This is a genomic window from Streptomyces coeruleoprunus, assembly GCF_039542925.1.
In the GTDB taxonomy this organism is placed as follows: domain Bacteria; phylum Actinomycetota; class Actinomycetes; order Streptomycetales; family Streptomycetaceae; genus Streptomyces; species Streptomyces coeruleoprunus.
In genome coordinates, this window is record NZ_BAABIT010000001.1 from 45,922 (window position 1) to 69,560 (window position 23,639).

Below are 23,639 nucleotides of genomic sequence, written 5' to 3' on the forward strand. Positions count from 1 at the left end.
AAGCCGGCTGCTTCGAGATCCCTGGAGGGCATCATGCCGAGCACGAGTGCCACATCCGCCGCACGTCAGTCCGCCGGTCTGGTCCGGGGTCGGCGGGCCATCGCCGCGGCCCGCGGCCGCAACGCCACCCCGGCCGACGGCGGCGGCACCGGCCGGACCGACACCAACGACTGACGAGCGGCCGATCCTGCGATGAAGCAGCTGCGCATCGCGGAGCGTCTGGGCCAGGAGGACTTCCTGGCCCAGACGCTGCACCGCGATTACCGACACGTGATGGGCGCCTTTACCCAGAGCGAACTCGACGCCCTGATCTCCTTCGACGTCCTGAGCGACATCATCGCCCGGCACCGTCTGGAACCGCCCCGCCTTCGTCTGGCGGCCGCCGGGGACATGCTGCCCCTGCACCGGTACGCCACCCCGGTCACCACCCGCCGGTCCACAGTGTGGCAGCGCACCCACCCCAACGAGTTGCACCAGCGCCTCGCCGAGGGGGCCTCCCTCGTGGTCGACCAGATCGACCACCTGCACGAGCCGATCGGCGACCTTGCCGCCCAGCTGGAAGCCTGGCTGCGCGCAACCGTGCAGATCAACGCGTACGCCTCGTGGACACCCACCGAAGGATTCGGCACCCACTGGGACGACCACGACGTCGTCATCATCCAGGTCCAGGGCGCCAAGCGCTGGCGCCTGTACGGGCCGACCCGCCGCGTGCCGCTGCACCGCGACGTCGCCGCGCCGGAGCCCCCGCCGACCGAGCCGGTCGCCGAACTCGTCATGCGGCCCGGCCACGTCCTGTACCTGCCGCGTGGCTGGTGGCACTCGGTCACGGCCGACCAGGGCACGCACTCGCTGCACCTGACGTGCGGGCTCACCCCACACACCGGCGCACGGCTGCTGAACTGGCTGGCCGACGAACTCCTCGCGAGCGATACCTTCCGCGTGGACCTGCCACTCCACGCGGACGATGCTCACCAGGCGGAGTTCCTCGCGCTGGTCGGCAGGGAAGTCGTGGCCGCCCTGACGGACCCGCGCCTACTCCACCGGTACGCAGACGCCCAGGACGCGCAGGACCTGGGCCGCCTGCGGCCGTCCCTGCCCCACCTGACCGCCGTCCCGGCCGAGCCTGGTCTGCTCGTACGGCTGACGACCGGGCGGGCCCGCGTCGCGGATGTGACGGTCGAGGGCGAGGCTCTGGTGCGATTGCGGGGCGCCGGCCAGGAGGTCGACGCCGCGGTGGCGGCCGCGCCGCTGTTCCACCGGCTCCTGGAAAGCGGATGGCATCGCCTGGACGAGCTGGCCCAGGCGGCGGGCGTGAGCGTCGCCGACGTGGCCGCTGTCGTCACTGAGCTGGTTACGGCCCAGATAGCGAGCGTCCGCGCGGAAAGCCCGTGACGGCGATGCTGGGGCTGGGCACGCACCGCATCCCTGCCGAGCAGCTGGCCGCCGCCGCCCGGCGCGCGGCCAGCTGCCCGTCCGGCTGGATCGACACCGCCCCCAACTACTGCGGAGGCCGGGCCCACCGGCTCCTGGCCCCCGCCCTCGCCGACCACCCTCAGCTGCGCGTTGCGACGAAGGCCGGGTTCCTCACCCCCGCTGCCGCAAGAGCCGCCCACGCCGCCGACGTCATCGAGACCCCAGAGGTCCGGCACAGCATCGACGCCGGCTTCGTGCGCTGGCAGACAGAGCGCAGCCGCACGGAATTGGGCCGTTACCAGGTCGATGCCGTCTTCCTGCACAACCCCGAAGACGGCCACCGGGGCGACCACGACACGCTCGCCAACAGGCTCCGCGCGGCGTTCACCGTCCTTGAAGAAGAGGTGCGCGAGGGGCATCTGGCCGCGTACGGCGTGGCCACATGGAGCGGGTTCACCGACGGTGCGTTCACCGTGCCTCTGCTTGACCGCCTGGCCACCGAGGCGGCCGACGGCCCGGAGCACCACCTGCGCTACCTCCAGGTGCCCGTCAACCTCGTCGTGGACGCGCACCTCGATCAGGCGTTGAACGGCCGGGGGCCGATCGCGCAGGCCTCCCAACGTGGCTGGGAGGTCCACGCGTCCGCCCCGTTGCACGGCGGGGAACTCCTCACCTTGGCCACGCCCGAGGTCGCGGCGCTCATCCAGGCCGGGGCGGGGATCGCCGCCGCCTGTCTTGCAGCCGCGGCGTCCTGCCCGGGTGTCTCAAGAGTGCTCCTGGCCACCGCGAACCCGGCACACTGGAACGACGCCCTCGCCGTGACCGGCGCGCCCGCCATCCCGCCCCAGACGTTACGGACGGTCCTCGATGTACTCGCCACCCCCGACTGACGACGACACGCATCGCATGGCGGCCGCGCACGCGTCCGCGGCCGCCACGCTCAGCGCCACCGTCCTCGGCCCGCCGGCCTGGGGCTGGCACGGCCGCACCCTCGGCCACCGCGCAGAACACCCCGTACACGGCGCATGCTGGCTGCGTCTGCTCTCCCTGCCAGCCGAAAAGGCAGGCGGCAAACTCTGGGATGGCACCGAGCAGGCAGCCACCGCGTTCCCGACGGCCGTACGCAGGCCGACCCTCCACGCAGTGCACGACTGGAGCAGTGACGGGTACGCGAACCGGGCAGAGCTGACCACGTACGTCGACGAGCCGGTCCTGGCACCCGACCCCGTACTACGTCACGAACTCCACCTGACCGACGAGTGGTTCGAGAACATCCGTGGCAGCCTCGCCACGATCGCCGCCACCCCCACCGATCGCACCGCCGTACGCCAGGAATGGATCTCCCGCGCTGTCCCCCAGTACACCGGCCGGCCAGCACCCCGGATCACCGAATGGACCTGCGCGCACGGCGATTTCCACGCCGCGAACCTCACCACGGGAGCCACAATCCTCGACTGGGAGGGCTGGGGCCTCGCACCCCGCGGCTACGACGCCGCACTCCTGTACGCCTACGCCCAGCTCGCCCCTGCCACCGCCACACGCATCCGCCACGAACTCGCCTGGTTCCTGGACCACGCGGCAGGACGCGCTGCCGTCTTGATCGTTTGCGCCGAACTACTGCAGTCCGCGTCACGGGGCGACCACCCCGACCTCGCAGAGAAGCTGCGGGCACTGGTCTATGAATGCACGAGGGCTAGGGGTCACCCCAACTAAAGGGCCCTAGAACCCGGAGGGGCGACTGCGGCCTCTCGCAGTCGCCCCCTATGACTACTCCGGGATCTCTCCCCTTTCGTCCTTCAGTTCCACGATGTCCCGGTCCCCCACCGTAACAAACGTGTAGACCTTCGGGTTCTCGTCGTACTCCCAGTTCGCTGGATCTCCTAGGACAGCTTCAAGCCGATCCGCTGGGACCTCATCACCGAGAGCAGCGGCCATCCATTCCGCCCCTTGGCGAACCTTGAGGAACCCCCATCGATGCCATTGGACGATGAGCCGCGAGAAGAGCGGAATATGCTGCTTCCATAGCTCTTCATCCTCGCTCTGCGTCCAGTCCGCGAGGATCTGCCAGAGGGTAGATCCTTCGCTGGCATTCACATAGAGACAGTACTCCTCGTCAGCCCATTTCACCGACCCTCTCCTTTCTCATCAGCCAAGTGTGGGGTTGCCGGCAAGGGGAATACGTGTGACCTTCTTCCCCATTTGGATCTTCACATACGGCCCCCGGTGAAGTGGGTCGCGCATTATGTACTGGCCACCTTCCATCGCATTGTTTCCAGCCTCGAAGACTGCTGCCCCTCCTGGGATTCGCACCATGAATCCGCCGCCCGTGGCAGACGTCGATTTTCTGCGTTCCATGCCAGCCAACAGCGGTTCAAGTTCCTCTGGTGTAGCACCCCGCAGGGACTCTGGATCACTGAGCTTCTTCGAGTTGGCCACCGATCGGGTGATGGTCGTGAAGCGCAACGAACGAGGCCCCCGAGCTGTTGATCGAGATGTCTGACATCTCAATCACGTTGCTCGGGGGCCTCGTTGGTCATCCATCCTGCCGCGCTCGACCTGCCGCATGCGCTCGTGGAGTGGGTCGCCATGCTGGTTGTCACTCGTGAGGGCGACCGGCGCTGCAGGCTCCGTCCGTCTCAGCGGGCGATGGTGGCACTGGTGTACCTGCGAGAGCACACCACTCTGGCGAAGATCGCCGCCGGGTTCGGGATCAGCGAGTCCACCGCCCACGCCTACACCCGCGCAGTAGTCGACCTGCTCGCCGAACGAGCACCGGGTCTACTCAAGACGCTGCGCGAGCACGATCCCGACTTCATCCTGCTCGACGGCACCCTCACCGAGTGCGACCGGGTCGGCGACGGCCGGGCCGACTACTCCCACAAACACCGGCGCCACGGAGTGAACGTGCAGGTCGTCACCGACCCCTACGGCCGGCTGCTGTGGCTCTCGCCCGCCCTGCCGGGCCGCACACACGACCTGACCGCCGCCCGCACCCACCGGATCATCCGGATCTGCGAGCGCCAGGGCGTTCCCATCCTGGCCGATCTCGCCTACCAAGGCGCAGGACCGTGGCTGACGACCGGCATCAAACGCAAGCCACTCCAGGAACTCACTCCCACCGAGAAGACCCTCAACCGGGCGCTGGCCGTAGCACGAGCGCCCGTTGAACGCGGTGTCGCGAGCCTGAAGTCCTGGCGGATCTTCCACAGGTCCCGGTGCAGTCCCAACCGCATGACGTCAATCGTCAAGGCCATCCTCACGCTGGAGCGGCAGCGCTGAAGATCCTTAATGAGCGCTTCGTCTGGCGATAACCGCCACATGAAGCGCTCACCCGGAACCGAAACCCCTGGGGTCAGTCCTGATCCTGGCTGTACTGGGCCGCGTACCAACTGGAGTCGATGGCGGGGTTGCGCAGCGCCCCCCAGAATCGGTCGTCGGGTATCGGTGGCAGGGGCGGATTGCCCAGGTCCGCATGCAGATCCGCACGCCAGTCGAGAGTGAAGTGACTCCGGGTCTCCGCGCTCTCGCACACGGACCTGTACGGGGACCCCCAGATCCCGAGGGCTATCTTCTCCGCGGCCCACCTGCGAGTGTGGTCTCGGCCGGTGTCGGCCTGTGCGAGCACCGCGCGGAGTCGCAAGGCGAGCGGGCCGGTCTGGTCCGGCTGTGGCGGGGCCACACCGCGCTCCCACGCGTCCAGGGCTGTCTTGACCTCGGGGTAGTTGTTCAGGCCCGTTTCCACCGCCAGTCTGCGCAGCTGCTTCCGCGCGGCGTCGACCACCTGCTCATACGGCAGGACTGCGATCAGCGCACCGAGTTCCTCATGCCCGTCCAGGTGGCTCACATGGAGGAGGTCGGTGGGACTGTAGGACAGGTCCAGCTCTGGCAGCTGCTCATCCGGTGCGGGAAGGGGCTCGTCGGCACTGTACTGCGGCCTGGCAGGCGGAAGCCCCTCCCAGAACAGCCGGCCGTTGAACGTGACGACACCGGCGTCATGGCCGCGCTCAAGCGTGTTGGCCAGTTCGGCCAGATACTCACCCAGCGAGTCGGCCTGCCCGAAACTGGTGCCGGTCTCGTCGAAGAACCGTCCGATCGCACCGAAGGAGTCCCGCCCGGTACGGCAATCCACCAGAAGACCGTCCGACGTCACGTCGTAAGAACCGAACTTCACGTAATCGTGAAGCCAGTAGCCCTCGGTCTCCCCGCCGAGGCCCTGGTCGATGCCGCGCATGAACCCGGTGTCCCCGAGGATTCCGCTCACTCCGAGCAGCCGGTCGCCCGTGCTGAAGCGGAAAGCCTCAGGTCCCTCCAGCGCCCCGTTGTGCCGGAGGAGTGAAGCGACCAGGTCCGGAGGAAAGGTGACCCCCAGTTCCTGTTGCGCTGCTGTGATCTCCTCGTCTCCTGCGGGCGGCCGAAGCGTGGCAAACGTGCGGGGCGCGTGCTCGCGCAGCCACGCGTCGATGCGAGTCCATGAGTCCTGGACCAGGTTTGATGTCATAGGGCCGACCTTAGAACCAGCGGCTGACAACAGCTTGATCGTCGCTCACCGGCCTTGCCGCCGGGTTGGCGTTCAGGCCGGCAAGCTTCGAGTAGCCCCTTGTCCCGGCTCACCAAGCTGCTGACACCGGACGCTGCAGCCGCCCACTCGACGCTGAAGCGCTCAGTCGCAATCACCCGATCGGTGGCCAACTCGAAGAAGCTCAGTGGTGTCGGATGGGGAGGGAGGCCCAGACGATCTTTCCCGGGGGTGGAGCAGGGTTCCATCCCCATGAGGAGGTGAGGGCCGTCACGACATGGAGTCCGCGTCCAGCGTCGGCGTAGGGCTCGAGTGGTTCTTTGTGCGGGGGGTTCGGGCTGGGGTCGGAGACCGCGCAGATGAGTTCGTCGGTGTACAGGAAGACGGCGAGCCAGACTGGGCTGTGCGGTGCCTTGGCGGTGTGGCGGATGGCGTTGGTGCTGAGTTCACTGACGACGAGTGTGGCGTTTTGGGTGAGCGCGGGAAGCTTCCACTGGTTGAGGCATCGTTGGAGGAAGCGCCGCGCTTGTCCCACACTCTGGGGATGTGGGTCAAGCGCGTGGGCGGCGAATCCGGCCGGGCTGATCCCGAGTTCGAGTCCGCGTACCCAGTCACTCGTTCGATGGCCTCGAACCAGCCATTCCGTCCCGTACGGATGGCCCGTGGTTCGCTGTGCGTGTGCGGGGTGTTCCGCGGTGTCGCCGTCTTGTGACGTCATGGCTGCTCAAGTCCCCCGTGAGGCGATCTCTTCGAACACATCCGACGCGCTGCGTGGCTGAGAGTAGTGTCTCCCGCCCACCCTGCCGCGCAATTGCAGACGACATTGCGGGGCTTTGACGGTGGTGGTGGATGCCGGGTATGAGAGCGAGGGGAGCGGCTGATGCAGGCTGTTGAGAACGGGGTGGCGGCGCATCTGATCGAGGGTGTGACGTGGCGGAAGAGCAGGTACAGCAATGGCGCGGGCAACTGTGCTGAGGTTGCGGCTCTGCCTGGTGGGGGCATGGCGATCAGGAACTCCCGGTTTCCGGAGGGGCCGGCGCTGGTCTACACCCCTGGGGAGGTGGCGGCGTTCTTCGCGGGGGTAAAGGAAGGTGAGTTCGATTTCGTGATCGACTGAAAAGCGGCCAGGAAGTGGATCTTCCGGTTTGGCTGCTCCCTGGAGCGGGATACTGGCGCTCCGTCACCAAGCCGTGAGGAGCCTGGCATGAAAGCGGCTGAACCGTCGCCGTCTTCTCCCCCCATACAAGCCGAAGTGTGGGGGGTTTCGCGTCCGCCGCTCGTGGGACCTCTGGGCCGGGCTGAGGAACATCCCACAGCGGTCAAGCTGATCACGGGCACGAAGCTGCGCCAGCTGCGTGAGCAGCTGGCGCTGTCTCCCGCCCAGGTCCAGCGGAAGCTGGGCATGGACCGGAGCAAGACGAGTCGCATCGAGAAGGGTCGTCTGGCAGTCAAGCGGGAGCAGGCGCTGGCATTGCTGGACCTGTACGGGGTCACCGATCCGGATCACGTGGCGGAGTTCTTGAGCCTCGTGGAGCTGTGCCACCGACCTGAGTGGTGGAAGGCCTGGAGTGATGCGGCGGCGGACTTCGTCCAGCCTCTGCTGGCCCTGGAGGGGGCTGCGGAGGTGGTGCGCACCTACGAGAACTTCTACGTGCCGGGGCTGCTGCAGGTCCCGGAGTACACGTGCGCGGTTATCAGGTCGGAGCACCCGGGGCTGCTGCCGAACAAGGTGATGTCGCGCGCTGAGTTGCGGGACGCACGCAAGAAGCATCTCGATGAGCCGGGCGGGGTGACGTTGTGGGCCATCATCGACGAATCGGTCCTCCACCACGACTTCGGTAGCCCGGAGGTCCTGCGCGCGCAGATCGCCTACCTCATCCGGCGCGCGCAGCACCCGAGCATCACTCTGCAGATCGCACCCACGAGCGCCACCCGTCGGGTCTCGCTGAGCCACAATGTCACGCTTCTGCATTTTGCCCAGAAGGACTTGGCCAGTGTGGTGTACATCGAGCACCTGACCACTTCGCACTTCAGCGACAAGCCTGATGATGCTGAGACGTACCAGGCACAGCTCGACAAGCTGGCGATGTACGCATTGACGCCTGAGGAGACGGTCGAGGTGCTGGAGCGCCGGCTTGCGGAGCTGGCCGGCTAAGACCGCTGGTAACCGGGGGCCGGCTGGGCTCATGGGACGATGCCCACCCCGCCCCACACTTTCCACTCGAAGGTTTTCTGGCGTGGCGCGAGGTCGGTGTCGGGCATCCAGGTGGAAACCTCGACGAGTCCGGGAGGTTCGATGATGTCGAGGCCGGTGAAGTAGGCCTGCACCTCGCTCTCCTCCCGGACGCGGCCCCAGTGGTTGTTGGTGGTGCGGCGCATGAAGCTGGTCACCACTTCGCGGATCTGGGGCTGGTCGCTGACGAGTTGGCAGATGACCAGGCAGCTGCCCGGGGCCAGGCGCTTGATGACGTTCTGCATGAGTTTCGCGGGCTGGTCCTCATCTCTGAGGCAATGCAGGACCGAGACGAACAGAGCTGCGACGGGGCGGGAGAAGTCGATGAGCCGACGGGTGTCCTCGTGGCCGAAGATGAGGTCTGTGTTGCGCAGGTCGGCGTGGAGCACTGCTGTGTGCTCGTTGCTGCCGAGCAGGGCGCGCGAGTGAGCGATGACGACGGGGTCGTGGTCGACATAGACCACAGCGGCCCCTGGGTGGACGCGCTGGGCCACTTGGTGGACATTTTCCCGGGCGGGGAAGCCTGATCCGTGGTCGATGAACTGGTCGATGCCGTGCTGGACGGCCAGGTAGCGAACGACCCGTTGGAGAAACAGGCGGTTGTTCCGGGCGAGTTCGCGTGTGCTGGGTGCCGTTTTGAGGAGTTGCTCGCACGCGTTCCTGTCGGCCTGGTAGTTGTCCTTGCCGCCCAGCAGGTAGTCGTACATGCGGGCCACGCTGGGGGTGGTGACGTCGATGTCGTGCGGGCGCAGGGGCTCCCCGTGCATCCAGACCTCTCCGTGTCGATCGGTTGGAGCTTCGGCATGAAGCGGCCATGCTAGGGAAGCGGGTGGAGTGAGCGGCGGATGTCTCAGTGCTCAGCCGGGGGGATGCGCGGGTTTCGGCCAGGATCCGGTCGATTGGTGTGGGCTGTTGGCCTGGTCAAGGCCCTTGAGCTGGGGGCAGGCTTGAAACAGTCGTGCGGCGGAGCGTAGATAAGCCTCGATGGCAGCCTGTTCCAGCCCCATGACGGACGCGATCTTTGCCATGGGAAACTGCAGTTGTGTCCGCAACAGAAGGGCGTCGGCCTGGTCGGCTGTGAGTGGTCTGGAACCTCGTTCGGGTGCTGCGCGGTTTACCCAAGCACGAAGGACCTTCCAGGCGACCGCGGCGGGCTGTTCGCTGCTGAGCACGGCCGGCCAGATGGTCACCAGTTCTCCCAATGCTTTTTCTACGCAGTTCCGTGCGGTTGCAACGTCGTTGATTCGCTGCATCGCGTAGTGGTGGTAGACGGTCTGGTAGAGCTGGCAGAACGCGGTGTATTCGGTGGGCAGGCAGATCGCTATCGCGCGAGGCGTGAGTGTTTGGCCGAGATCAGGCTTCATCCGCCGGTCGTGTGCTAAATGGACGGAGGCCATCGCTGGTCTTCCCTCGGGATGGGTGGTCGTACGGTCGCCGCTGGCCGCGGGCTGCTAGTCGTCGGCGGGCGCAGGCAGCGGCGGGGGCGCGTCGTGGGGCGACATCATCAGGCAGACGAGGAAGGAGTAGTTGGTGTCCTCCCAGACTCCGCGCAGATCGCCGGGCTGGGCGTTCAAGGCGGTCAGGAGGCTGCTCGTGGTCTCCCAGCAGGGCACGATCCGCCCTGTCAGAGCTCCTTCGACGATGCCGGCCTCCAGTACGCCGGCGCTGGCCTCGGCTACCTGCTCGTATGTGGGGCATCCCGCAGCGAGGTACATGCCGCGCAGCGCGCCGGCCAACCGGGCGACAGCGTCTTCCAGTGGCGGGCGGGCGGTGCGGGCGAGGCCGTGGCTTGCCTCCCACAGCAGGCGCAGGTCCGTCGGCTCGGCGTCGTATGTCTCGGCCAGCAGCCGCACCGCCGTCCATGTGGGCATTCGTTCGCCCGACAGGATCCGCGACACGTACGACGCGGACAGGCCGGTGCGGTCCGCGACCTGCTTGATGTGCAGTCCGCTGTGGCGGTGGAGGAAAGACAGAGCAAGCGCGATCTTCTGAGAAGCACGGGCCGCCTGCGTCTCCTTCTCACCAAGGCCGGCTTGCGCATCCGCGAGCAGCTCCTGGCGGGCAGCGAAGGGGGCAGGCCTCGCCAGGAGACTGTTCTCCCGATCCTTCAGCCGATTGATGAAGAGTCTGGTCACCGCGGAGTCGTTCCAGCGGGACCGGACCGTGGATCGGCTCTGGCACGCGGCCTGGGCGACGTCGTCCCAGCCGGCTCCCCGTGAACGCGCATCGCTCACAGCGGCCGCTGCGTAGTGCTCGAGCTCGCTGCTGATCTGCCGTGCCTTGGAAAGCAGCGCTCCCAGGCCGTCGTGTGCGTACTCGAGTTCCAGCAGTTCCGTCACTGTGGCCTGCAGATCGTGGGCGACACTGAGCGCTGTCGGGAAGTGATATCCCTGCTGCCGTGGCTCGTCCTCCTGGCGGCGTCGGCGCTGCGCCCGCCGCTGACAGGTGCGACTGCAATAGGCCCGCCGCCGACCCGGCCCTTGTGGCTGCGCCAAAGACGCCGCACAGTACAGGCATGAGCTTCGCCCCGCCTCGGCCACCTGGCTCCTCCTCGAGTGGAATCCTTCAACCGTGTGCCTGAACCTTGATCACCACGGGGCGGCAATCCCATGCCCACCCCAGGCCTGGCCGGCCGCCAGGTCACCTCGACCCGGCGGCCGGCGGCATGGCGATCAGGTCCGGCGGTAGCGGACCAGGCGCACCGTCGCGGTACCGCACGCACCAAGAGCGGCAACCGCGACGGTGGCACCCCACTCGTTCTGCCAGGCGGGCGTCACGAGAACGACCGGCAGCACCAGCACGCCGATGAACGCTTCCCACGACAGCGTGACAACCCAGGCACGCCCTACGTGCCCGCCGGCGACTTGCTTGCTACGGTCGGGACCAGTCGGTCCTCCCTTAAGGAGAGCCGCAAAGACGCGACCTGTCATAAAGGATCCCCTCCTTGAGATGGGTTCGTTCAACACGGAGGCTCGGGGCGATAGTTGACGGCTACTCGGCCCCGGGCCCCCTTCCATGCGACGAAAGTACAGCCTCTATTTGTCGTCACGCCACGCGAACGGCCACTAATAGCAAACCCTGTCCACGCGGGCCCAAATCCGCCCCGAACAGCCGTTCTCCTCCCTGTGTCGATCCGCCCATGCGTGACACATCCCGACCACGTCTGAGCGTTTCCGATCGCCACCCCGGACCTGCAGTCGCCTTCCCGCAGAGTTGCCGCACGTGATTTCGGTATGTGGTGTAGAGCCAACGCCGCAACAAGGCTTATCCGTTCCGCTATTACACGGGAACTTTCTGCTGCAATTTCATATGCGAGGGCGTCCGAGTCAGGATTTCGCGCCCCTGGGACTGCTCAATTTCAACAGCAACTGCCCACCAGTGCCGCTCACTGTCCTTCGAGATACCGCAGACGCGCTGGCCCGGCGGCGATGGCGGGAGCGCGGAGCCGCGGGCTCACGACGCGCACGCTGGAGGAGAGCGGGCTGGGCGTGACCTTCGGCTGCGGAGGAGATCCCGGCCCGACCGGCCTCAGCATGTATGTACGAGCCACCCGAGCCGACGACACTATGGTCAGCGGGGCACGGTTCTGTTAAGCGGAGTGGGAGGACCACGGCTGACCCACACGGCGGACCGTGCCGCTTCAGCGCGCGTCGCACCAGTGCGGCTTACTGATCGTTTCAGAATGGGTTGAGTCGCGGGTCTTGTGCTCGCCGATCTTGGTCGTCAGGGTGTCTCGGGTGCGTGCTGATCTTGTCCCTGACGACCTGTGGGAGCGGGTGGCTCCGCTGCTGCCGCCGACTCCCGAACGGCGCCAGCGCCACCCCGGGCGTACACGCGTTCCCAATCGAGTGGCAATGGCTGGTGTGATGGATGTGCTGCGGACCGGTGTCGCATGGCGTGATGTCCCGGCGGAGACGGTGGGCTGCTCCGGAGTGACGGCTTGGCGTCGGCTTCGGAACTGGACCGAGGCTGGCGTGTGGCCGCGTCTGCATGCGGCCCTGCTGGCCGAGCTTCGCCACGCCGGCCTGCTGGATCTGGACGACTGCTCCGTGGACGGATCGCACGTCCGGGCCCTCAAAGGGGGGATCATGTCGGTCCATCGCCTGTCGACCGTGCTCGTCCCGGCTCGAAGCACCACCTGATCGTCAACCGTCACGGACCCCGCTCGCCGTCACGCTAACCAGTGGCAACCGGCACGACGTCACCCAGCTCCTGCCGCTGCTGGACGCCGTCCCGTCGATCCGGGGTCTTCGGGGACGTCCCCGCCGCAAGCCCCGGCATCTGTACGCCGACCGGGGCTACGACTTCGACAAGTACCGCCGCCTGCTCTGGAAGCGCGGCATCAAACCCGTGATCGCCCGACGCGGCGTCGCCCACGGCTCCGGACTGGGCAGGGTGCCCTGGGTGGTCGAACGAGCCTTCGCCTGGCTGCACCAGTTCAAACGACTCCGTACCCGGTACGAGCGACGCGCCGATCTCCACCAGGCCTGCTCGAGCTGGCCTGCAGCCTGATCTGCATCCGACGTCTATCCAGCCGCCCAGAGTGATCAGCTAGGAGTCTGAGCGCAGCCCCAAGGCGCTGTGCTGAATCAGGCCGGCTGGAGCATCGGCACCCGACTTCCGACGCGTCAACTCGACCAACTTCGAACGGAGGTCTGTTGCCGACTCGCCAAGCACGATGGCGCTGATCACCAACTCAAGCATGACGCAGTCGTAGGCATCGTCCGTTCCTCGATAGCGTTCGGTGTCACGTTCGACTACGGCACCGTCGATCCGCCATCCACCGCCATCAACGGGTGCGAAGGTCGCTGCGAAGGTTCCGTTACCAGTCCAGCTTCGGTGCAGGAAGACGACCTCCCCCTCCGTGAAGACGTCCCACTTCTCGTCCATGTCCCGTGACGCATAGCCGCGCTGGATCTGCTTCCAGTCCTCATCTGACCAGATTCGCTGAGGGAGCTGCGACATCGGCTGAGGAGCTGATATCGGCTGGATACGGCCGGAAAACGTAGATCGGGTTACGCGTTCGTCAGCAGGCATGGAGTGATCCTACGGACGAAGCCGAGCGTCACAGCATCCCGTCCCTCACGGACCTCATTGTGAAACGACCTGTTACTCACGATCGGGCGCCCTTGAGGACCGTGGCCATTCCCGGTTGTCGCTGTCGGGTGGTCCCGGCACCCTGTCCGATCGGGGTCACTGTGGCTGAGCACATAGCCACGTACCTGACTGAGCGCATTGGGGTGTACCTCGACAGCTGTCGGCGTACACCTGAATGCTCCGGCAGGTACGGGTGAACGTGCACAGTTCGTGAGGTGCGACAGGCAGGCCATTCCCGGGGCTGCGCAGGTGGCAGGGCTGCTACTGCAGTTTTGGCAGGGGTTCTCGGGCGTGTCAGTGGTGGTTGCGATCCTGTGCCGCATGAACGAGGAGACCTTCTGGGCGCTCATGGATGAGCTGAGTTGTCGCCCCGGTGACCGGCACGAGCGGCTGGAGTGGCTGCGCGGGGAGTTGTGGTGCCGGCCAGCCGCGGAGGGAGTGGAGTTTCAGGCGCGTCTGGAGGCTGCGTGCGCGGCAGTTGCCATGGACGCACTGTGGCGGGCGGTGAGCCGGATTGAGGGTGGCTTGTGCTCCGACGACGGCTTCGACTACTTCGCGCTCTGGCTGGTGGCCCAGGGGCAAGGGACGTACAAGGCGGTGCTTGCTAATCCGGACGCCCTCGCAGACGTTGCTGAGGTGCGGGCTCTGGTGGGACGGCATCCGCGGGCGTGGTGTGACGACGAGTGGCCGGAATGGGAGGAGCTCGATTACGTGGCCCAGGAGGTATTCGACGAGCTGACGGGCCAGGAGGACGACTGCGGGGAGGCGTTCTACGAGGCCCTGGAAGCCGTCCAGGAGACATGGGCGAAGCCCGAAGACGAGATCGACACCATAGAGGCCACGGTGAGGGCTAGGACACCCCGGCTCGACGCCCTCTTCCCGTAGAAGCCGGCTCCTCATCGGTGACGCGACGTCGGCGTCCATGACCGTAGGTGGAGAGCCTGGGATTCGGCTCTGGCATCCGAGTGAGCACGTTCACCCGTACTCACCTGCGCACTCTGGCGAGTACGCCGACCGCTGGTAGCCCGCCATGCCGAAATCGTCCATCTGGCGTCATCCTGTCAGGGTTGCCCTCCCTCAGCTCGATGCAGCCCCGGCAGCTCTTCAAGAGGGGGCTTGCGCCACCAGGTGATCATCGATCCAGGAGAGGCCTCCGCGATCGAGCCGGGTTCGGGCTCGGGTAATGGCGACGTAGGCAAGGCGTGCCTCGGCCTCGTCAACGGGGTCTGGGGCTGCACGTTCGCCGGTTGGCTGGTGCTGGGTTGCCTTGCGGGGCCGGAAGTCTTCCGCGATCTGCACTGTCGGCCATTCGCGGCCTTTGGCTTTGTGCGCGGTGGAGACGAGGACTTGGGCGGATTGTTCGGGGCGGAGGCGGTCGACCGCTTCGAGGATGGTGTCGGTGCCGTGTTTGTCGACGATGTCGACGAGCGGCTGCAGGTCACGGCCTGCGGGGTCGTGTGCGGCGTAGTCCTGGAGGTCGCCCCAGCAGGTGAAGAGGATGAGTTCGGGGTGTGTGGTTTGGCGTCCTTCTTTGAGGTCGCGGGCGGCCAGGGCAAGCGAGCGCAGGGTCTGTCCGCCTCCGACCAGTCCGACGTGGTGGCCGGCTTGGAGCAGGCGCATGACTTCGGTCATGGCTCCCACGTTGGTGCGGCACAGGATTGCGTGGGGTTCGGTTACTGGGCCGAGTTCGGTGGTGATGGTGTGGGTGCCCTGAAGGCGGATGGGGGCTTCGGCGAGGTCGAGCCAGCGGTTGGCTTCTGCGGCGAGGTGTGGTCCGAATCGGAAGGACTGTGAGAGGGCCAGTCGCGTGCCGTCGAAATCCTTCATGACGTCTCGGGCGCCGCGCCACTGGTAGATGGCTTGTGCTGAGTCACCGACCATGACGAGCTGTGCGTGGTCGCGTTGGGTGGTGAAGATGTCTTCGACGACGGGGTTGGTGTCCTGGGCTTCGTCGAGGAGGAGGTAGTCGGCGGTGATCTTGGGGCGGGAGAGAGCCCAGATCTTGAGGTAGTGGTCGTGTTCGAAGCGGACGGCGCCGTCGTCGGGGTTCTGGAGGTCGGTCCAGGCGCGCTGGGCGTAGGGCAGGACGAGAGCGGCGAGCTGTTCGTGTTCGGCTCGTGTGTTGAGGCCGCGGAGCTGGGGGACGTGGCGGCTGGTGAGGGTGTGGTCGGCGGAGTGGCAGTAGCGGGTGACGGTGCGCAGGGTGGCGTAGGACAGGGCGCGGGTGGATAGGTCTCGCTCGCCGATGCGGACGCCTTTGGTGATGCCGAGGGCCTGGCCGGTGTGCCAGGCGGGTTGGCGTGGTGCGTTCAGGCGGCGGGCGTAGAGGTGGCCGATGGCGGCGTAGGCCATGGCATGGGCTGTTTTGCAGGTGACGGTGGCGGGGAAGCGGGCTGCTGCGTCCAGGGCGATGGCTCGGTTGTAGGCGAGGTAGCGGCCGTGTCGTCGGGTGCGGCGTGCGAGGAGGGCGAGGGTGGTGGTTTTGCCGGTGCCGGCACCTGCCTGGAGAGCGAGGTGATCTCCTGCGTGGAAGCGGTCGGCGGCGGCGGTCTGTTCGTCGGTGGGATTGAGCATGGTGTCTTTCCGGGGCGTCTTCGGGTGACGTGGGCGGGCCTTGGCGAAAGGGGTCAGGTGTGCGCTCGGGGCGGGCGTGGAGATGCCGCGGTGGTCCTGGTGGAGGAGAGGCGGCAGTGGATGTGCTGCTGGTGGTGCCAGGGGTCGAAGGTTTCCCATTCGGGCGCGACGAGGTCCGCGACGCCGGGGCTGGCTGCGTGGTCGGGGCAGTGCTGGGCGAGCCAGCGGCAGCGTTCGCCGGCCGGGATGTGGGTGAGGTCGTAGACGGCCATGGCGGGGTGGGCAGTGTGCCGTCCGGGGAGGCTGCTGGGGATGAGAGTCCAGGTGCCGTGTGGGGTATCGGGGGCGAGGATGGGGTGGGCGCAGCGTCGGTGTCGTCGTGTGTGGGCGACGCACTGGATGTCTTGGACGGGATGTGCTGCGAGGAGCAGTGTGTGGCGGAACCGCACGATGGGGTGGGTCGGGTGGCATCGCGTCGGGGCGCCAGCGGGCCGAGGTGTCGTGGTGTGGGGGGTGGTGTCGAGGCGGCGTCGGGTGGCGAGTGCTAGGCGCAGGCGGAGGCTGGCGAGCTGCGGGGGTGCTGGTTGTGGGGCGGGTTGTTGCGGGCACAGCAGGTGGTGCGGGACTCGGCACCATGGTGTGCCGTCGTGTGCGGGGTAGGCGATGCCAGAGGCGGTGTGCCAGCGGTCGGTCTCGGGGACAGCTGCGATGGGGAGTTCGTGCGGGTGCAGGTTGATGAACTGCCCGTTGATGTGTGGGTAGCGCTCGACGCGATTGCTGCAGTCGGGGCACGTAGCAGGCTGGGCGGCGCGCAGCAGGCGGGTGGGGCTGCCGGCCGCGATCCGCAAGGAGCGCGCCGCGTGGGGGCGTAGTCGGCTGCCGTCCCAGGTCCGGCGATGGGGCTGAGGTGTGGGGTGCATGGCCCCGAAGATGACGGGTTACGGTCTGATGGCGTGACGTCAGGTCGCCGATGTCGTTCGGACAGCGCAATCCTTGGGTACGCCCGTACGCATCATCGCTTGTTTTTTCGAGTGCGGGTTCCCTTTCGAGTGGTCCTGCCCGGCACGCATCGGGGCACTTCTGCACCAGCGCTCACCCCGGGGGCGCGTGGCCTTCGCAGAGATTGCGGAGCAGATGCTCCACGGGCACTTCGAGGGCGTGCGCGATCGCGTGCCAGGTGGCGAGGGAGCCGATGGTGCGGCCCTGCTCGATCTCGATGAGTGTGCGCCTGGACAGGCCGCTGCGGCCGGCGAGTTCGTCGTAGGACCATCCGCGTTCCGCCCGAAGCCGTGCCAGCTCCTGTCGGAGGGCTTCGAGGTTGGGCTCGGGCGGGAAGATCGTCACTCGTCAATCCGACGGTGCAGATCCCTGCCCTGTCAGTGCAGACCTCTGCCCTATTTCTCCCGGTGGGTGCACCAGGCGAAGGGCAGAGGTCTGCACTACGGTGTGCCGCCGACCCACCACGCCCGGCCCGATACGGGCGCGAAGACGACGGCGCAAGGGTGTCGATCAAAGGAGGAGCACACGCCGATGTTGTGCGGTACGCGCCACGCGGTGCGACGCAGCTGGAGTGTGGAGCTGCGGCCCGCGCCGGGCGGGCCGGTACTGACGTGCTCGCGCTGCCCGCTGGGGACCACATCGGTGAATGCGGCAACCGCGCGCTCAGCCGCCCTCAGTCACCTGGCCCGGCATGCCCGCAGGGAAGTCCTCGCACCTCACCTGCGCACCTGTCAGTGCCATGAATGGGGGTGCCGCTGGCACCGCCGGCACCGTGGCTGCGCCGGCCCGGTGGTGCTGGTGGTCACCCGTACGTGCGGGGGCCGCATCTGGCGGCTGGCCGATACGTGCGCGGCCTGTGCGGCCGCGATCCCGGATGCGGCGGTCGTTCCCGACACCCTCACCTCCCACGTCTCTGACATGCAGACGCCTGGCCGCGGTCGAATCCGTCGGCGTCTGCGCACTGACACACCGCACCGTGAAAGCAAGCAGACTCATGTGCGAAACATGCTCAGCTACCTTGCCGTGGCCCTGCCATCCACTGTGTCCAGCGAGGCCCGCCTGGTGGCTCTGCAGTCTGCCCTGCGTTGCAGCGGTTCTGGTGAAGTCCACATGGCCAGGGGCTTGATGAGGGCCATGCGGCTGCTGGGCGCGTGCGCGGTGTGGCAGGAGCTTCACGACGCCCGCTGGCTATGCCTGGAACCTCTCGCTCGGCATTCGGGGGCGCCGGTCACCGCTCGGCTGCTGGATGCGGCAGTGCTTACCCAGGCGCCGGGGCGGCTGGAGCGCGCACAAGCCGCCGACTGGGCGCTGCGAACAGCCCACTGCCCTGCTGTTCGCCGCTTCAGTGCTCGGGTGCGGTTGGCTGCCCTGGCCCTGGCTGCTCATACCGCTGAGGGTTCCTGCGGTGGCGAGGAGGAAGCCGAGCGCCTTGGGCGCGTTGCCGGGCTCGATATCGACGGCCTCTTGCCTGTCCTTGAGGAGCTCCTCGACGCCGGAGTCGTTGTCTCCTGGCGCCTCGTCCAGGACGGAGACGTGCAGTGGGTCCTGGCCCAAGGTACTCAGTGAGCCTCCTCACAAGGGACAGGTTCCGCTTTGCTGCGGCGCCGGGGGGCGTGGCAAGGGTTCATCGAGGGCTGGCTGGGCGCGTGCCCACAGTGCTGCTGCAATGCGGCGCAGGAGGGTGCGGTTCGGGTGTCCACGTACTCGTTGGAGTGCTCAGGCAGGAACGGATGAACATGCTCGGCTCGACGTCCAGCAACGCAGGCCCTTTGCGGATCTGAGATGCCGCGTGGTACGAGAATCTAGACGTGTCCGAGGAACTGTCGCGCTGGTATCGGGGCCGCCTGGTCGTGGGTCCGTTCAGGCCGTTCGAGGTCAGTGAGCTTGAAGATCTCGAACGGGAGACCGGGCTGTCTCTGCCGCAGCCATATCGCTCGTTCCTGGAGGAAGCAGGCGGCGCCAGCTTCCCGTATTCGGTTCGTGTGCCGGCATGTGAACCGGAGCCGTTCCAGAGCTTCGACGACCTCTACCAGCTCGGCCGCAACGACAAGGGTAAATACGGCTGGGGCACCTTGCTCGGCGAGTACCGCCGCAGCCGTGACGGGTGGCTCGCCACCGAGGTCTCACTTGTCGGCCTGCTCCCGATCGCCCGGAACGGCGGCAGCGACACCTTGTTCCTGGACCTGAACCCGGCTACCCACGGCCGGCTCCATGCCTTCGTGCAGGGCATCCCTCACCCCGGATACTTGTCGAAGGGTGTCTTCAGGAAGGTCGCCGACGACTTCGACGCCTACCTCAACAGCCTCGTCGTCGATCCGGACCTCGCTCAAGACACCTGGGCCGACGTCGCCGACAGCGACTCCACCGATCCGTGGCGGCGGACCATCGAGGAATGGCTCAACAAGGAACTGCCAGGCTGGCGTACCGAGCCGTGGGCAACAGCCTGAGTTCCCAGTCCGGATAGTTGATCAGGCAACATCGGTGTCGCGTTCCATGTGCGGCGAGGCGGTCTTGAGGCGGTAGCGGTGAAGCCGACTCGGCCACCAGCTGTACTCAGATCGTCATGCGGCGGTGGTAGTTCTCAATCCGCTTCGCCAGGTCGTCTTCGGGATGCCGGTCCAGGCGCTCATTTGGGCGCAGGACAGGCCGGCTCTGAGTCCGACCAGCGCGAACTCGCGACAGTTCTTGAGTAGCTCTCAAGGATCGTCACGAGATCCCGTTCCGCCGCAAGGCGGGGCGGGATCTCGGCGTTTCCGGGGCGTGTTCGAGGTGATGTCCGAACGCGGGCGGGGCCTCCAGACGCTGTCTGGCGGAGGATCGGCCTGGGGTTCGGGGTGGTTCGGGTGCGTGAGGGGCGTCGGAGCTGCTGCTGGGCGTGCTTGAGCTCGTCGTGTGATGCCGGGGCGTCAGGCGCTCGTGTGCACCATCAGTGGCGGCTAGGGCGGGGAGAGCCCGTTCGCGGTGATGGCTGCTGGAGCTGCTTCCGTGAGCTCCGCGATCACATCAACAAGATTCCCGTTGGCTGCGGTGCCGGTGGTCTGGTCCCAGCTGAAGAGCATCTGCATGTTGGCGCTGCAGACCATCAGGGCGAGGAGGATGGTCTGCGCGACGCGGCCGTGGGCGAGCCGCTTACTGGGGTCGGCGATGTTGATGCCGTGGCTCTTGAGCCTCCCGTTGGCCCCTTCGATGTTCGCCCGTTCGGGCCGGTAGGCGTCCTGCCAGCTGGGGTGGAGGTAGTGCCGGTCCTGGCGGAACTTATCGCGCTTGCCGAGGTCGCCGGGCCGGACCGTGATCGTCGGTTTCCGGCAGATCCGCGGCAGTTCCTTCTCGGGCAGGGCTCGCAGGCGTTCGGCCTGGGGGATGGGCACGGTGGGTTTGGCCGCCGTGTGTGCGGCGGTGGCACGCCGGTTGGTGAGGTCCACGACGGCAGGCCGCGGTGCGGGGATCTGGTGGACCTGGTTGAAGCGGGGGCAGGCCACGGCGGGCGACGGTCCGCTGGCCGGACACTGGAGCCGGATCGCGCCGCGCTCGTCCACGGACTCCTTGAGGCGCAGGTAGTACGGCTCGCGGGCGGCGATCTGCTCACGGAGAAGGGTGTCGTCGTCGATGCCGCGTACGGCTTTGTCGCTGAGGTCGAAGGTCGCCTGGGCGAGGGCGGTGGGCATGGCGGGGCAGGCGAGGGACCCGTCGACAATGAGGGCGCCTTCGTAGGTGCCCCGGATGCCCCGGTTCTCTCGCTTGTAGTCGAGGACGAGCTGGTAGCCGAGGCGTCTTGCGGGCTGGGCGAAGTGTTCGGAGACCTGGTCGGTGTAGGCGCGGTCGGACGCCAGGATCCCGGTGGGGAAGCGGAACGGGGTCAGGGCGGTCAGGGCGTGGATCGCGTTCGGGCCGATCCGCTTGCCGGGGCTGTCCAGGACAAGGCCGAGCACGAGCTGTGGGTGCTGGCTGACGCGCTTTCCGGCTTGGGGGTGGCCGGCCGGGTGCCTGCGGCTGGCGGCGACGAGGAGGGTGGCGGAGTGCCCGAAGATCCCTTCGTCGGAGCCGCCGCAGTAGTGCCAGCCGGCGGTGATCTCGACGGACGCGAGACCGCGATGCTCGCTGGGCTCGTGGTGCCAGGCGGGGACCGGGGTGGTGTCGACGCCGATATCGCCCCGCCAGCCCTTGAAGAGGCCCCGGCGGTGAGCGAGGCGGACTGTGGTCAGGACCAGGCGATCGTTGATCTCCTGCAACAGCTCCCTGCGGCGTACGCGCTCGGCATCGGTGTCCTCCCAGGCCGAGGCCACGACCTTGGCCTCGTCAGCGGGCAGCCGACGGCGCCGGTCACAGCGGAAGGGGTCCAACGCGGTGGTCAGCCGGTCGAAGGACCGGTAGACGCACCGGGTGAACGCGTGCCGTCCGTGAGCGTCGAGCGAGCCGGGATCCGGAATCCCCAGCCAGCCCCGTGCAGGGGCCCGCACCTCGTCCAGGAGCACGCGGCAGACATCCGCAAGGCTTGCGCTGCGGTGGTAGTGCAGAGACAGCAGCAGCCCCACCAGCACGGTACGCACCGGCAGGCCCTTCGGCCCGGGACGGCCTGCCAACTCGGCGTCGACCAGCTCGAGCACACCCGTGCCGTGCAGCAGCGCGTTGAGCTGACCGACCTTCGAGTCCGGGATCTCGAACGGCGCGTCCGTGACCGGCCGTGGCCTGCACTTCCTGATCTTCTCCGGACTTCGCCAGGCCCGGGGTTTGGTCACCTCTCAGGCCCGCGCAGGAGCCGTGCGGCGGTGGCGTCATCGACGGGAGGGACCAGGTGCTGCCAGCGTGCCAGGGAGGCGGCCGAGGCGAGCCCGGCCGCCTGCGCGATCAGATGGTGATCGATGTGGGCTCGCATCAGCTCGACGATCCACGTCGCCCGCAACCGGCCCACCGACACCGCCGGCAGGCCGTCCGGCGGAAGGTGGTTGAGAGACCAGGAGCCGATCAGGTTCTTCGCGTACTCGGTGGTCCGCCGCGGGCGGAACAGGTACCCGCGCCCAGCCTGGTCTGCGGGTTCCCCCGGACGCTGTCCCAGGCGGCGCGGGCGACGAGCGGAACCAGACGGTCGACGGCCGCATGCATGAGCGGACCATCCCCGCGCAGACGCCGCAGATCGACTCCCCGGCTTGCCGCTACCTCCTTCGGACTGAGGCCCAGTCCGGCGCCAAGGCCCAACAGCGCGAGAGCATCGCTCTTCTGCTGACGGGGCAGGTGAGTGGACCAGTGCCGCAGACCCGCCAACTCGGCAGGTGTGTAGGGCTGATGCGGGCTCGCCTCGGCGTGCAGCCGGGCCGGGGCAGCCTCCCCGCGCTCGCTCCAGGCCAGAGCATCCCGCACCCGCAGCAGCCACATCCGGTACGTCCGCACCGACGACCCCTCAATGTCGCCGGCGCGCGAGAGCACGAACGCGTCGATCACCTCGTTGCGCAACCGCAGACCGCTCCAGCCCGCTCGCCTCGGCCCACAACGCCAGACGCCCGGTGACGTGCAACAACCTCTCCACGTCGTAAGGCACCGCACTCACCGTGGCGGCCACCACGGACCGCACCAGCGGCGCGACCTCCGCCCAGAGCGGGGACGCCTCCCGGGGCCGGTACCGGGTGATCTTCGCGGACGGGACGGGATCAAGGACCACGGTCCATGCATACCGGCTGGACAAGCAGCCATTCCGCAGTCGATCAACTACAACAGACAAGGTGGTGCGCGCATGGTCGGTGGACGCGCCCGCGCACGCTCCCCCCGGCAGCTCACCCAGGATCCGGAAGCCTGGCCCGAGCAGATCATCGCCGATCCGGCCGCCGAGGCGGTCCGCCAGATCGCCCGAACCCTCGCCCAGGCCCTCGATCGCCTCGGGCTGAGCCTGCGGGCGGCCGCGGCCGGCTCCGGAGTCAACCGGCAGGCCATCGCCGACCTGCTGGCCGGACGATCCTGGCCCGACGTAGCGACCATCGCCCGCCTGGCCCACTTCACCGGTATCGCACTGTGGCCGGACGGCACCAATATCGAGCGGAACAGAACGCATTGAGCCTCGATCCGTGCCCGGAAACGCCAAACAGCGAACGGGCATGACGAACTTCGTGGCTCCCGACGCCGAGCGGAGAATGCCTCTACTACGCTCGGACATGCGGAAGCCACCCTCAGCTGGGCGGTCACGCAACCCGGCACCGCCGAGCTGAACCCTCGGCGGTGCCACCCTTGGATGCCGCGCACGCGGCCTGGCTCACACCAGTACGGAACCTCCCTGCTCGTTCCTGGTGGCCGGGGCGATCGCGAACCAGCCCGTGGGGTCCTCTACCACCCGGCCTTCCCTGATCAACGCCTTCAACCGGGACCGCGTCGTCTCCGTCCTTCGGCCGTTCGAGGTATCCGAGATGTCCTCGCCGATCGCCGCGGCGATGTCCTGTGCCTTCATCGCCCGCCCGGCCCCTGCCAGCAGCACCAGCATCCGCTCACGGGCCACCGACAACTCCAGCGGCCCCGATGCAACCGACGGATCACGGAGATTGGTTCCATCGCCGGGTGCCGCTCCGGGCACCGACCCATCCACGAGATCCCCGCCGTCACCTGGGCCCTGCTCCTGTGACTGAAGTTCGGCGCTGTCATCGGCATGGCCGGCATGGCCTGTCAGGGAGAGCAGGGTCTCCCGTGTGATCGTCAGGTGGGCCAGCCGTTCCTCCGCCGTCGCGATCTTCTCGCGAAGTGAAGACAACTCCCCGGGCACGAGGGCCTCTTCCGTGTCCAGACGCTCGAAGAGCGACGTCATCGCAGCCCTGCCTTCACCCAGCCGGC

General features: G+C 67.5%; 26 protein-coding genes and 2 pseudogenes. 12 read left to right on the top strand and 16 right to left on the bottom strand.

All coding sequences use genetic code 11. The features are described from left to right. Positions 1 to 33 precede the first annotated feature (33 nt). The 4 genes from ABEB09_RS00200 to ABEB09_RS00215 are packed head-to-tail and all read left to right on the top strand — an operon-like array spanning position 34 to position 3,126. The gene (locus ABEB09_RS00200) at positions 34 to 174 is read left to right on the top strand and encodes a hypothetical protein (protein ID WP_345685823.1); all 141 of its coding nucleotides are present in this window, start codon (positions 34 to 36) and stop codon (positions 172 to 174) included. A gap of 18 nt (positions 175 to 192) precedes the next feature. Further along, positions 193 to 1,392 (top strand): cupin domain-containing protein, encoded by a 1,200-nt coding sequence (locus ABEB09_RS00205; protein ID WP_345685825.1) that lies wholly within the window; start codon positions 193 to 195, stop codon positions 1,390 to 1,392. A 5-nt stretch (positions 1,393 to 1,397) separates the two neighbouring features. Further along, the gene (locus ABEB09_RS00210; protein ID WP_345693798.1) at positions 1,398 to 2,303 is read left to right on the top strand and encodes an aldo/keto reductase; all 906 of its coding nucleotides are present in this window, start codon (positions 1,398 to 1,400) and stop codon (positions 2,301 to 2,303) included. 16 nt (positions 2,304 to 2,319) lie between these two features. Beyond that, complete coding sequence (locus tag ABEB09_RS00215; RefSeq protein ID WP_345685827.1) at positions 2,320 to 3,126, top strand: hypothetical protein; 807 nt, start codon at positions 2,320 to 2,322, stop codon at positions 3,124 to 3,126. Positions 3,127 to 3,180: 54 nt separating this feature from the next. On the opposite strand, the gene ABEB09_RS00220 is transcribed toward ABEB09_RS00215, so the two are convergent. After that, positions 3,181 to 3,540: a hypothetical protein gene (locus ABEB09_RS00220; protein WP_345685829.1), complete on the bottom strand. Its 360-nt coding sequence runs from the start codon at positions 3,538 to 3,540 to the stop codon at positions 3,181 to 3,183. Between the two features lie 18 nt (positions 3,541 to 3,558). Then, a complete protein-coding gene (locus ABEB09_RS00225) occupies positions 3,559 to 3,849 on the bottom strand; it encodes a hypothetical protein (protein ID WP_345685831.1) in 291 nt (96 codons plus the stop codon). A gap of 93 nt (positions 3,850 to 3,942) precedes the next feature. Here ABEB09_RS00225 and ABEB09_RS00230 point away from each other — a divergent pair, with 93 nt between their 5' ends. After that, positions 3,943 to 4,692, top strand: a complete 750-nt coding sequence (locus tag ABEB09_RS00230; RefSeq protein ID WP_345685833.1) for a transposase family protein — start codon at positions 3,943 to 3,945, stop codon at positions 4,690 to 4,692. A gap of 73 nt (positions 4,693 to 4,765) precedes the next feature. On the opposite strand, the gene ABEB09_RS00235 is transcribed toward ABEB09_RS00230, so the two are convergent. Further along, positions 4,766 to 5,911: an SMI1/KNR4 family protein gene (locus tag ABEB09_RS00235; protein ID WP_345685835.1), complete on the bottom strand. Its 1,146-nt coding sequence runs from the start codon at positions 5,909 to 5,911 to the stop codon at positions 4,766 to 4,768. A 202-nt stretch (positions 5,912 to 6,113) separates the two neighbouring features. After that, entirely contained in the window at positions 6,114 to 6,647 is a 534-nt protein-coding gene (locus tag ABEB09_RS34790) for an ATP-binding protein (RefSeq protein ID WP_380839527.1), read from the bottom strand. Positions 6,648 to 6,809: 162 nt separating this feature from the next. On the opposite strand from ABEB09_RS34790, the gene ABEB09_RS00240 reads away from it, so the two are divergent. Continuing rightward, positions 6,810 to 7,046, top strand: a complete 237-nt coding sequence (locus ABEB09_RS00240; protein ID WP_345685837.1) for a DUF397 domain-containing protein — start codon at positions 6,810 to 6,812, stop codon at positions 7,044 to 7,046. A gap of 87 nt (positions 7,047 to 7,133) precedes the next feature. Then, on the top strand, positions 7,134 to 8,084 hold the full coding sequence (locus tag ABEB09_RS00245; RefSeq protein ID WP_345685839.1) for a helix-turn-helix domain-containing protein: 951 nt from the start codon (positions 7,134 to 7,136) through the stop codon (positions 8,082 to 8,084). Positions 8,085 to 8,113: 29 nt separating this feature from the next. Here the strand turns inward: ABEB09_RS00245 and ABEB09_RS00250 are convergent, their stop codons facing one another. The 3 genes from ABEB09_RS00250 to ABEB09_RS00260 all read right to left on the bottom strand — a co-directional run bounded on the left by ABEB09_RS00250 (position 8,114) and on the right by ABEB09_RS00260 (position 10,501). After that, positions 8,114 to 8,929 carry an SAM-dependent methyltransferase gene (locus tag ABEB09_RS00250; RefSeq protein WP_345685841.1) on the bottom strand — a complete coding sequence of 272 codons (816 nt, stop codon included), beginning with the start codon at positions 8,927 to 8,929 and terminating at the stop codon, positions 8,114 to 8,116. Between the two features lie 90 nt (positions 8,930 to 9,019). Next, on the bottom strand, positions 9,020 to 9,526 hold the full coding sequence (locus ABEB09_RS00255) for a hypothetical protein (RefSeq protein WP_345685843.1): 507 nt from the start codon (positions 9,524 to 9,526) through the stop codon (positions 9,020 to 9,022). A gap of 87 nt (positions 9,527 to 9,613) precedes the next feature. Next, a complete protein-coding gene (locus ABEB09_RS00260) occupies positions 9,614 to 10,501 on the bottom strand; it encodes a helix-turn-helix domain-containing protein (protein WP_345685845.1) in 888 nt (295 codons plus the stop codon). Positions 10,502 to 11,899: 1,398 nt separating this feature from the next. Between ABEB09_RS00260 and ABEB09_RS00265 the strand changes: the two are divergent. Continuing rightward, positions 11,900 to 12,709, top strand: a pseudogene (locus tag ABEB09_RS00265) (IS5 family transposase). Between the two features lie 4 nt (positions 12,710 to 12,713). Here the strand turns inward: ABEB09_RS00265 and ABEB09_RS00270 are convergent. Next, the gene (locus tag ABEB09_RS00270) at positions 12,714 to 13,127 is read right to left on the bottom strand and encodes a hypothetical protein (RefSeq protein ID WP_345693799.1); all 414 of its coding nucleotides are present in this window, start codon (positions 13,125 to 13,127) and stop codon (positions 12,714 to 12,716) included. A gap of 453 nt (positions 13,128 to 13,580) precedes the next feature. On the opposite strand from ABEB09_RS00270, the gene ABEB09_RS00275 reads away from it, so the two are divergent. Beyond that, positions 13,581 to 14,144 carry a DUF4240 domain-containing protein gene (locus ABEB09_RS00275; protein ID WP_345685847.1) on the top strand — a complete coding sequence of 188 codons (564 nt, stop codon included), beginning with the start codon at positions 13,581 to 13,583 and terminating at the stop codon, positions 14,142 to 14,144. A gap of 219 nt (positions 14,145 to 14,363) precedes the next feature. On the opposite strand, the gene ABEB09_RS00280 is transcribed toward ABEB09_RS00275, so the two are convergent. The 4 genes and pseudogenes from ABEB09_RS00280 to ABEB09_RS00295 all read right to left on the bottom strand — a co-directional run bounded on the left by ABEB09_RS00280 (position 14,364) and on the right by ABEB09_RS00295 (position 17,177). Further along, the gene (locus tag ABEB09_RS00280) at positions 14,364 to 15,833 is read right to left on the bottom strand and encodes a UvrD-helicase domain-containing protein (protein WP_345685849.1); all 1,470 of its coding nucleotides are present in this window, start codon (positions 15,831 to 15,833) and stop codon (positions 14,364 to 14,366) included. 53 nt (positions 15,834 to 15,886) lie between these two features. After that, positions 15,887 to 16,105 (bottom strand): hypothetical protein, encoded by a 219-nt coding sequence (locus ABEB09_RS00285; protein ID WP_345694177.1) that lies wholly within the window; start codon positions 16,103 to 16,105, stop codon positions 15,887 to 15,889. A gap of 258 nt (positions 16,106 to 16,363) precedes the next feature. Further along, positions 16,364 to 16,753, bottom strand: a pseudogene (locus ABEB09_RS00290) (DUF6083 domain-containing protein); the annotation flags it as partial. A 172-nt stretch (positions 16,754 to 16,925) separates the two neighbouring features. Next, positions 16,926 to 17,177, bottom strand: a complete 252-nt coding sequence (locus ABEB09_RS00295; RefSeq protein WP_345685851.1) for a helix-turn-helix transcriptional regulator — start codon at positions 17,175 to 17,177, stop codon at positions 16,926 to 16,928. A 444-nt stretch (positions 17,178 to 17,621) separates the two neighbouring features. Between ABEB09_RS00295 and ABEB09_RS00300 the strand changes: the two genes are divergently transcribed. Together ABEB09_RS00300 and ABEB09_RS00305 are read left to right on the top strand one after the other, a co-directional pair. After that, complete coding sequence (locus ABEB09_RS00300; RefSeq protein ID WP_345685853.1) at positions 17,622 to 18,398, top strand: hypothetical protein; 777 nt, start codon at positions 17,622 to 17,624, stop codon at positions 18,396 to 18,398. A gap of 242 nt (positions 18,399 to 18,640) precedes the next feature. Then, positions 18,641 to 19,279: an SMI1/KNR4 family protein gene (locus ABEB09_RS00305; protein WP_345685855.1), complete on the top strand. Its 639-nt coding sequence runs from the start codon at positions 18,641 to 18,643 to the stop codon at positions 19,277 to 19,279. 489 nt (positions 19,280 to 19,768) lie between these two features. On the opposite strand, the gene ABEB09_RS00310 is transcribed toward ABEB09_RS00305, so the two are convergent. From ABEB09_RS00310 to ABEB09_RS00320, 3 genes are all read right to left on the bottom strand, one after another. Then, a complete protein-coding gene (locus ABEB09_RS00310; RefSeq protein WP_345685857.1) occupies positions 19,769 to 21,568 on the bottom strand; it encodes a hypothetical protein in 1,800 nt (599 codons plus the stop codon). After that, positions 21,565 to 21,705 carry a hypothetical protein gene (locus ABEB09_RS00315; RefSeq protein WP_345685859.1) on the bottom strand — a complete coding sequence of 47 codons (141 nt, stop codon included), beginning with the start codon at positions 21,703 to 21,705 and terminating at the stop codon, positions 21,565 to 21,567. Before ABEB09_RS00315 ends, ABEB09_RS00310 begins: the two co-directional genes overlap by 4 nt. Positions 21,706 to 21,794: 89 nt before the next feature. Beyond that, positions 21,795 to 22,280 (bottom strand): hypothetical protein, encoded by a 486-nt coding sequence (locus tag ABEB09_RS00320; RefSeq protein ID WP_345685861.1) that lies wholly within the window; start codon positions 22,278 to 22,280, stop codon positions 21,795 to 21,797. Between the two features lie 277 nt (positions 22,281 to 22,557). Between ABEB09_RS00320 and ABEB09_RS00325 the strand changes: the two genes are divergently transcribed. Beyond that, on the top strand, positions 22,558 to 22,875 hold the full coding sequence (locus tag ABEB09_RS00325; RefSeq protein ID WP_345685863.1) for a helix-turn-helix domain-containing protein: 318 nt from the start codon (positions 22,558 to 22,560) through the stop codon (positions 22,873 to 22,875). A gap of 195 nt (positions 22,876 to 23,070) precedes the next feature. Here the strand turns inward: ABEB09_RS00325 and ABEB09_RS00330 are convergent, their stop codons facing one another. Next, positions 23,071 to 23,613 (bottom strand): hypothetical protein, encoded by a 543-nt coding sequence (locus ABEB09_RS00330; protein ID WP_345685865.1) that lies wholly within the window; start codon positions 23,611 to 23,613, stop codon positions 23,071 to 23,073. Positions 23,614 to 23,639: the final 26 nt, after the last annotated feature.

Coding starts and splice junctions, on each gene's coding strand:
- ABEB09_RS00270 (WP_345693799.1), bottom strand. CDS start 13,127: ATGTCGCAGCTCCCTCAGCGAATCTGGTCAGATGAGGACTGGAAGCAG.
- ABEB09_RS00245 (WP_345685839.1), top strand. CDS start 7,134: ATGAAAGCGGCTGAACCGTCGCCGTCTTCTCCCCCCATACAAGCCGAA.
- ABEB09_RS34790 (WP_380839527.1), bottom strand. CDS start 6,647: ATGACGTCACAAGACGGCGACACCGCGGAACACCCCGCACACGCACAG.
- ABEB09_RS00255 (WP_345685843.1), bottom strand. CDS start 9,526: ATGAAGCCTGATCTCGGCCAAACACTCACGCCTCGCGCGATAGCGATC.
- ABEB09_RS00205 (WP_345685825.1), top strand. CDS start 193: ATGAAGCAGCTGCGCATCGCGGAGCGTCTGGGCCAGGAGGACTTCCTG.
- ABEB09_RS00330 (WP_345685865.1), bottom strand. CDS start 23,613: ATGACGTCGCTCTTCGAGCGTCTGGACACGGAAGAGGCCCTCGTGCCC.
- ABEB09_RS00240 (WP_345685837.1), top strand. CDS start 6,810: ATGCAGGCTGTTGAGAACGGGGTGGCGGCGCATCTGATCGAGGGTGTG.
- ABEB09_RS00210 (WP_345693798.1), top strand. CDS start 1,398: ATGCTGGGGCTGGGCACGCACCGCATCCCTGCCGAGCAGCTGGCCGCC.
- ABEB09_RS00315 (WP_345685859.1), bottom strand. CDS start 21,705: ATGCGAGCCCACATCGATCACCATCTGATCGCGCAGGCGGCCGGGCTC.
- ABEB09_RS00280 (WP_345685849.1), bottom strand. CDS start 15,833: ATGCTCAATCCCACCGACGAACAGACCGCCGCCGCCGACCGCTTCCAC.
- ABEB09_RS00250 (WP_345685841.1), bottom strand. CDS start 8,929: ATGCACGGGGAGCCCCTGCGCCCGCACGACATCGACGTCACCACCCCC.
- ABEB09_RS00325 (WP_345685863.1), top strand. CDS start 22,558: ATGGTCGGTGGACGCGCCCGCGCACGCTCCCCCCGGCAGCTCACCCAG.
- ABEB09_RS00215 (WP_345685827.1), top strand. CDS start 2,320: ATGGCGGCCGCGCACGCGTCCGCGGCCGCCACGCTCAGCGCCACCGTC.
- ABEB09_RS00285 (WP_345694177.1), bottom strand. CDS start 16,105: ATGGCCGTCTACGACCTCACCCACATCCCGGCCGGCGAACGCTGCCGC.
- ABEB09_RS00235 (WP_345685835.1), bottom strand. CDS start 5,911: ATGACATCAAACCTGGTCCAGGACTCATGGACTCGCATCGACGCGTGG.
- ABEB09_RS00200 (WP_345685823.1), top strand. CDS start 34: ATGCCGAGCACGAGTGCCACATCCGCCGCACGTCAGTCCGCCGGTCTG.
- ABEB09_RS00275 (WP_345685847.1), top strand. CDS start 13,581: ATGAACGAGGAGACCTTCTGGGCGCTCATGGATGAGCTGAGTTGTCGC.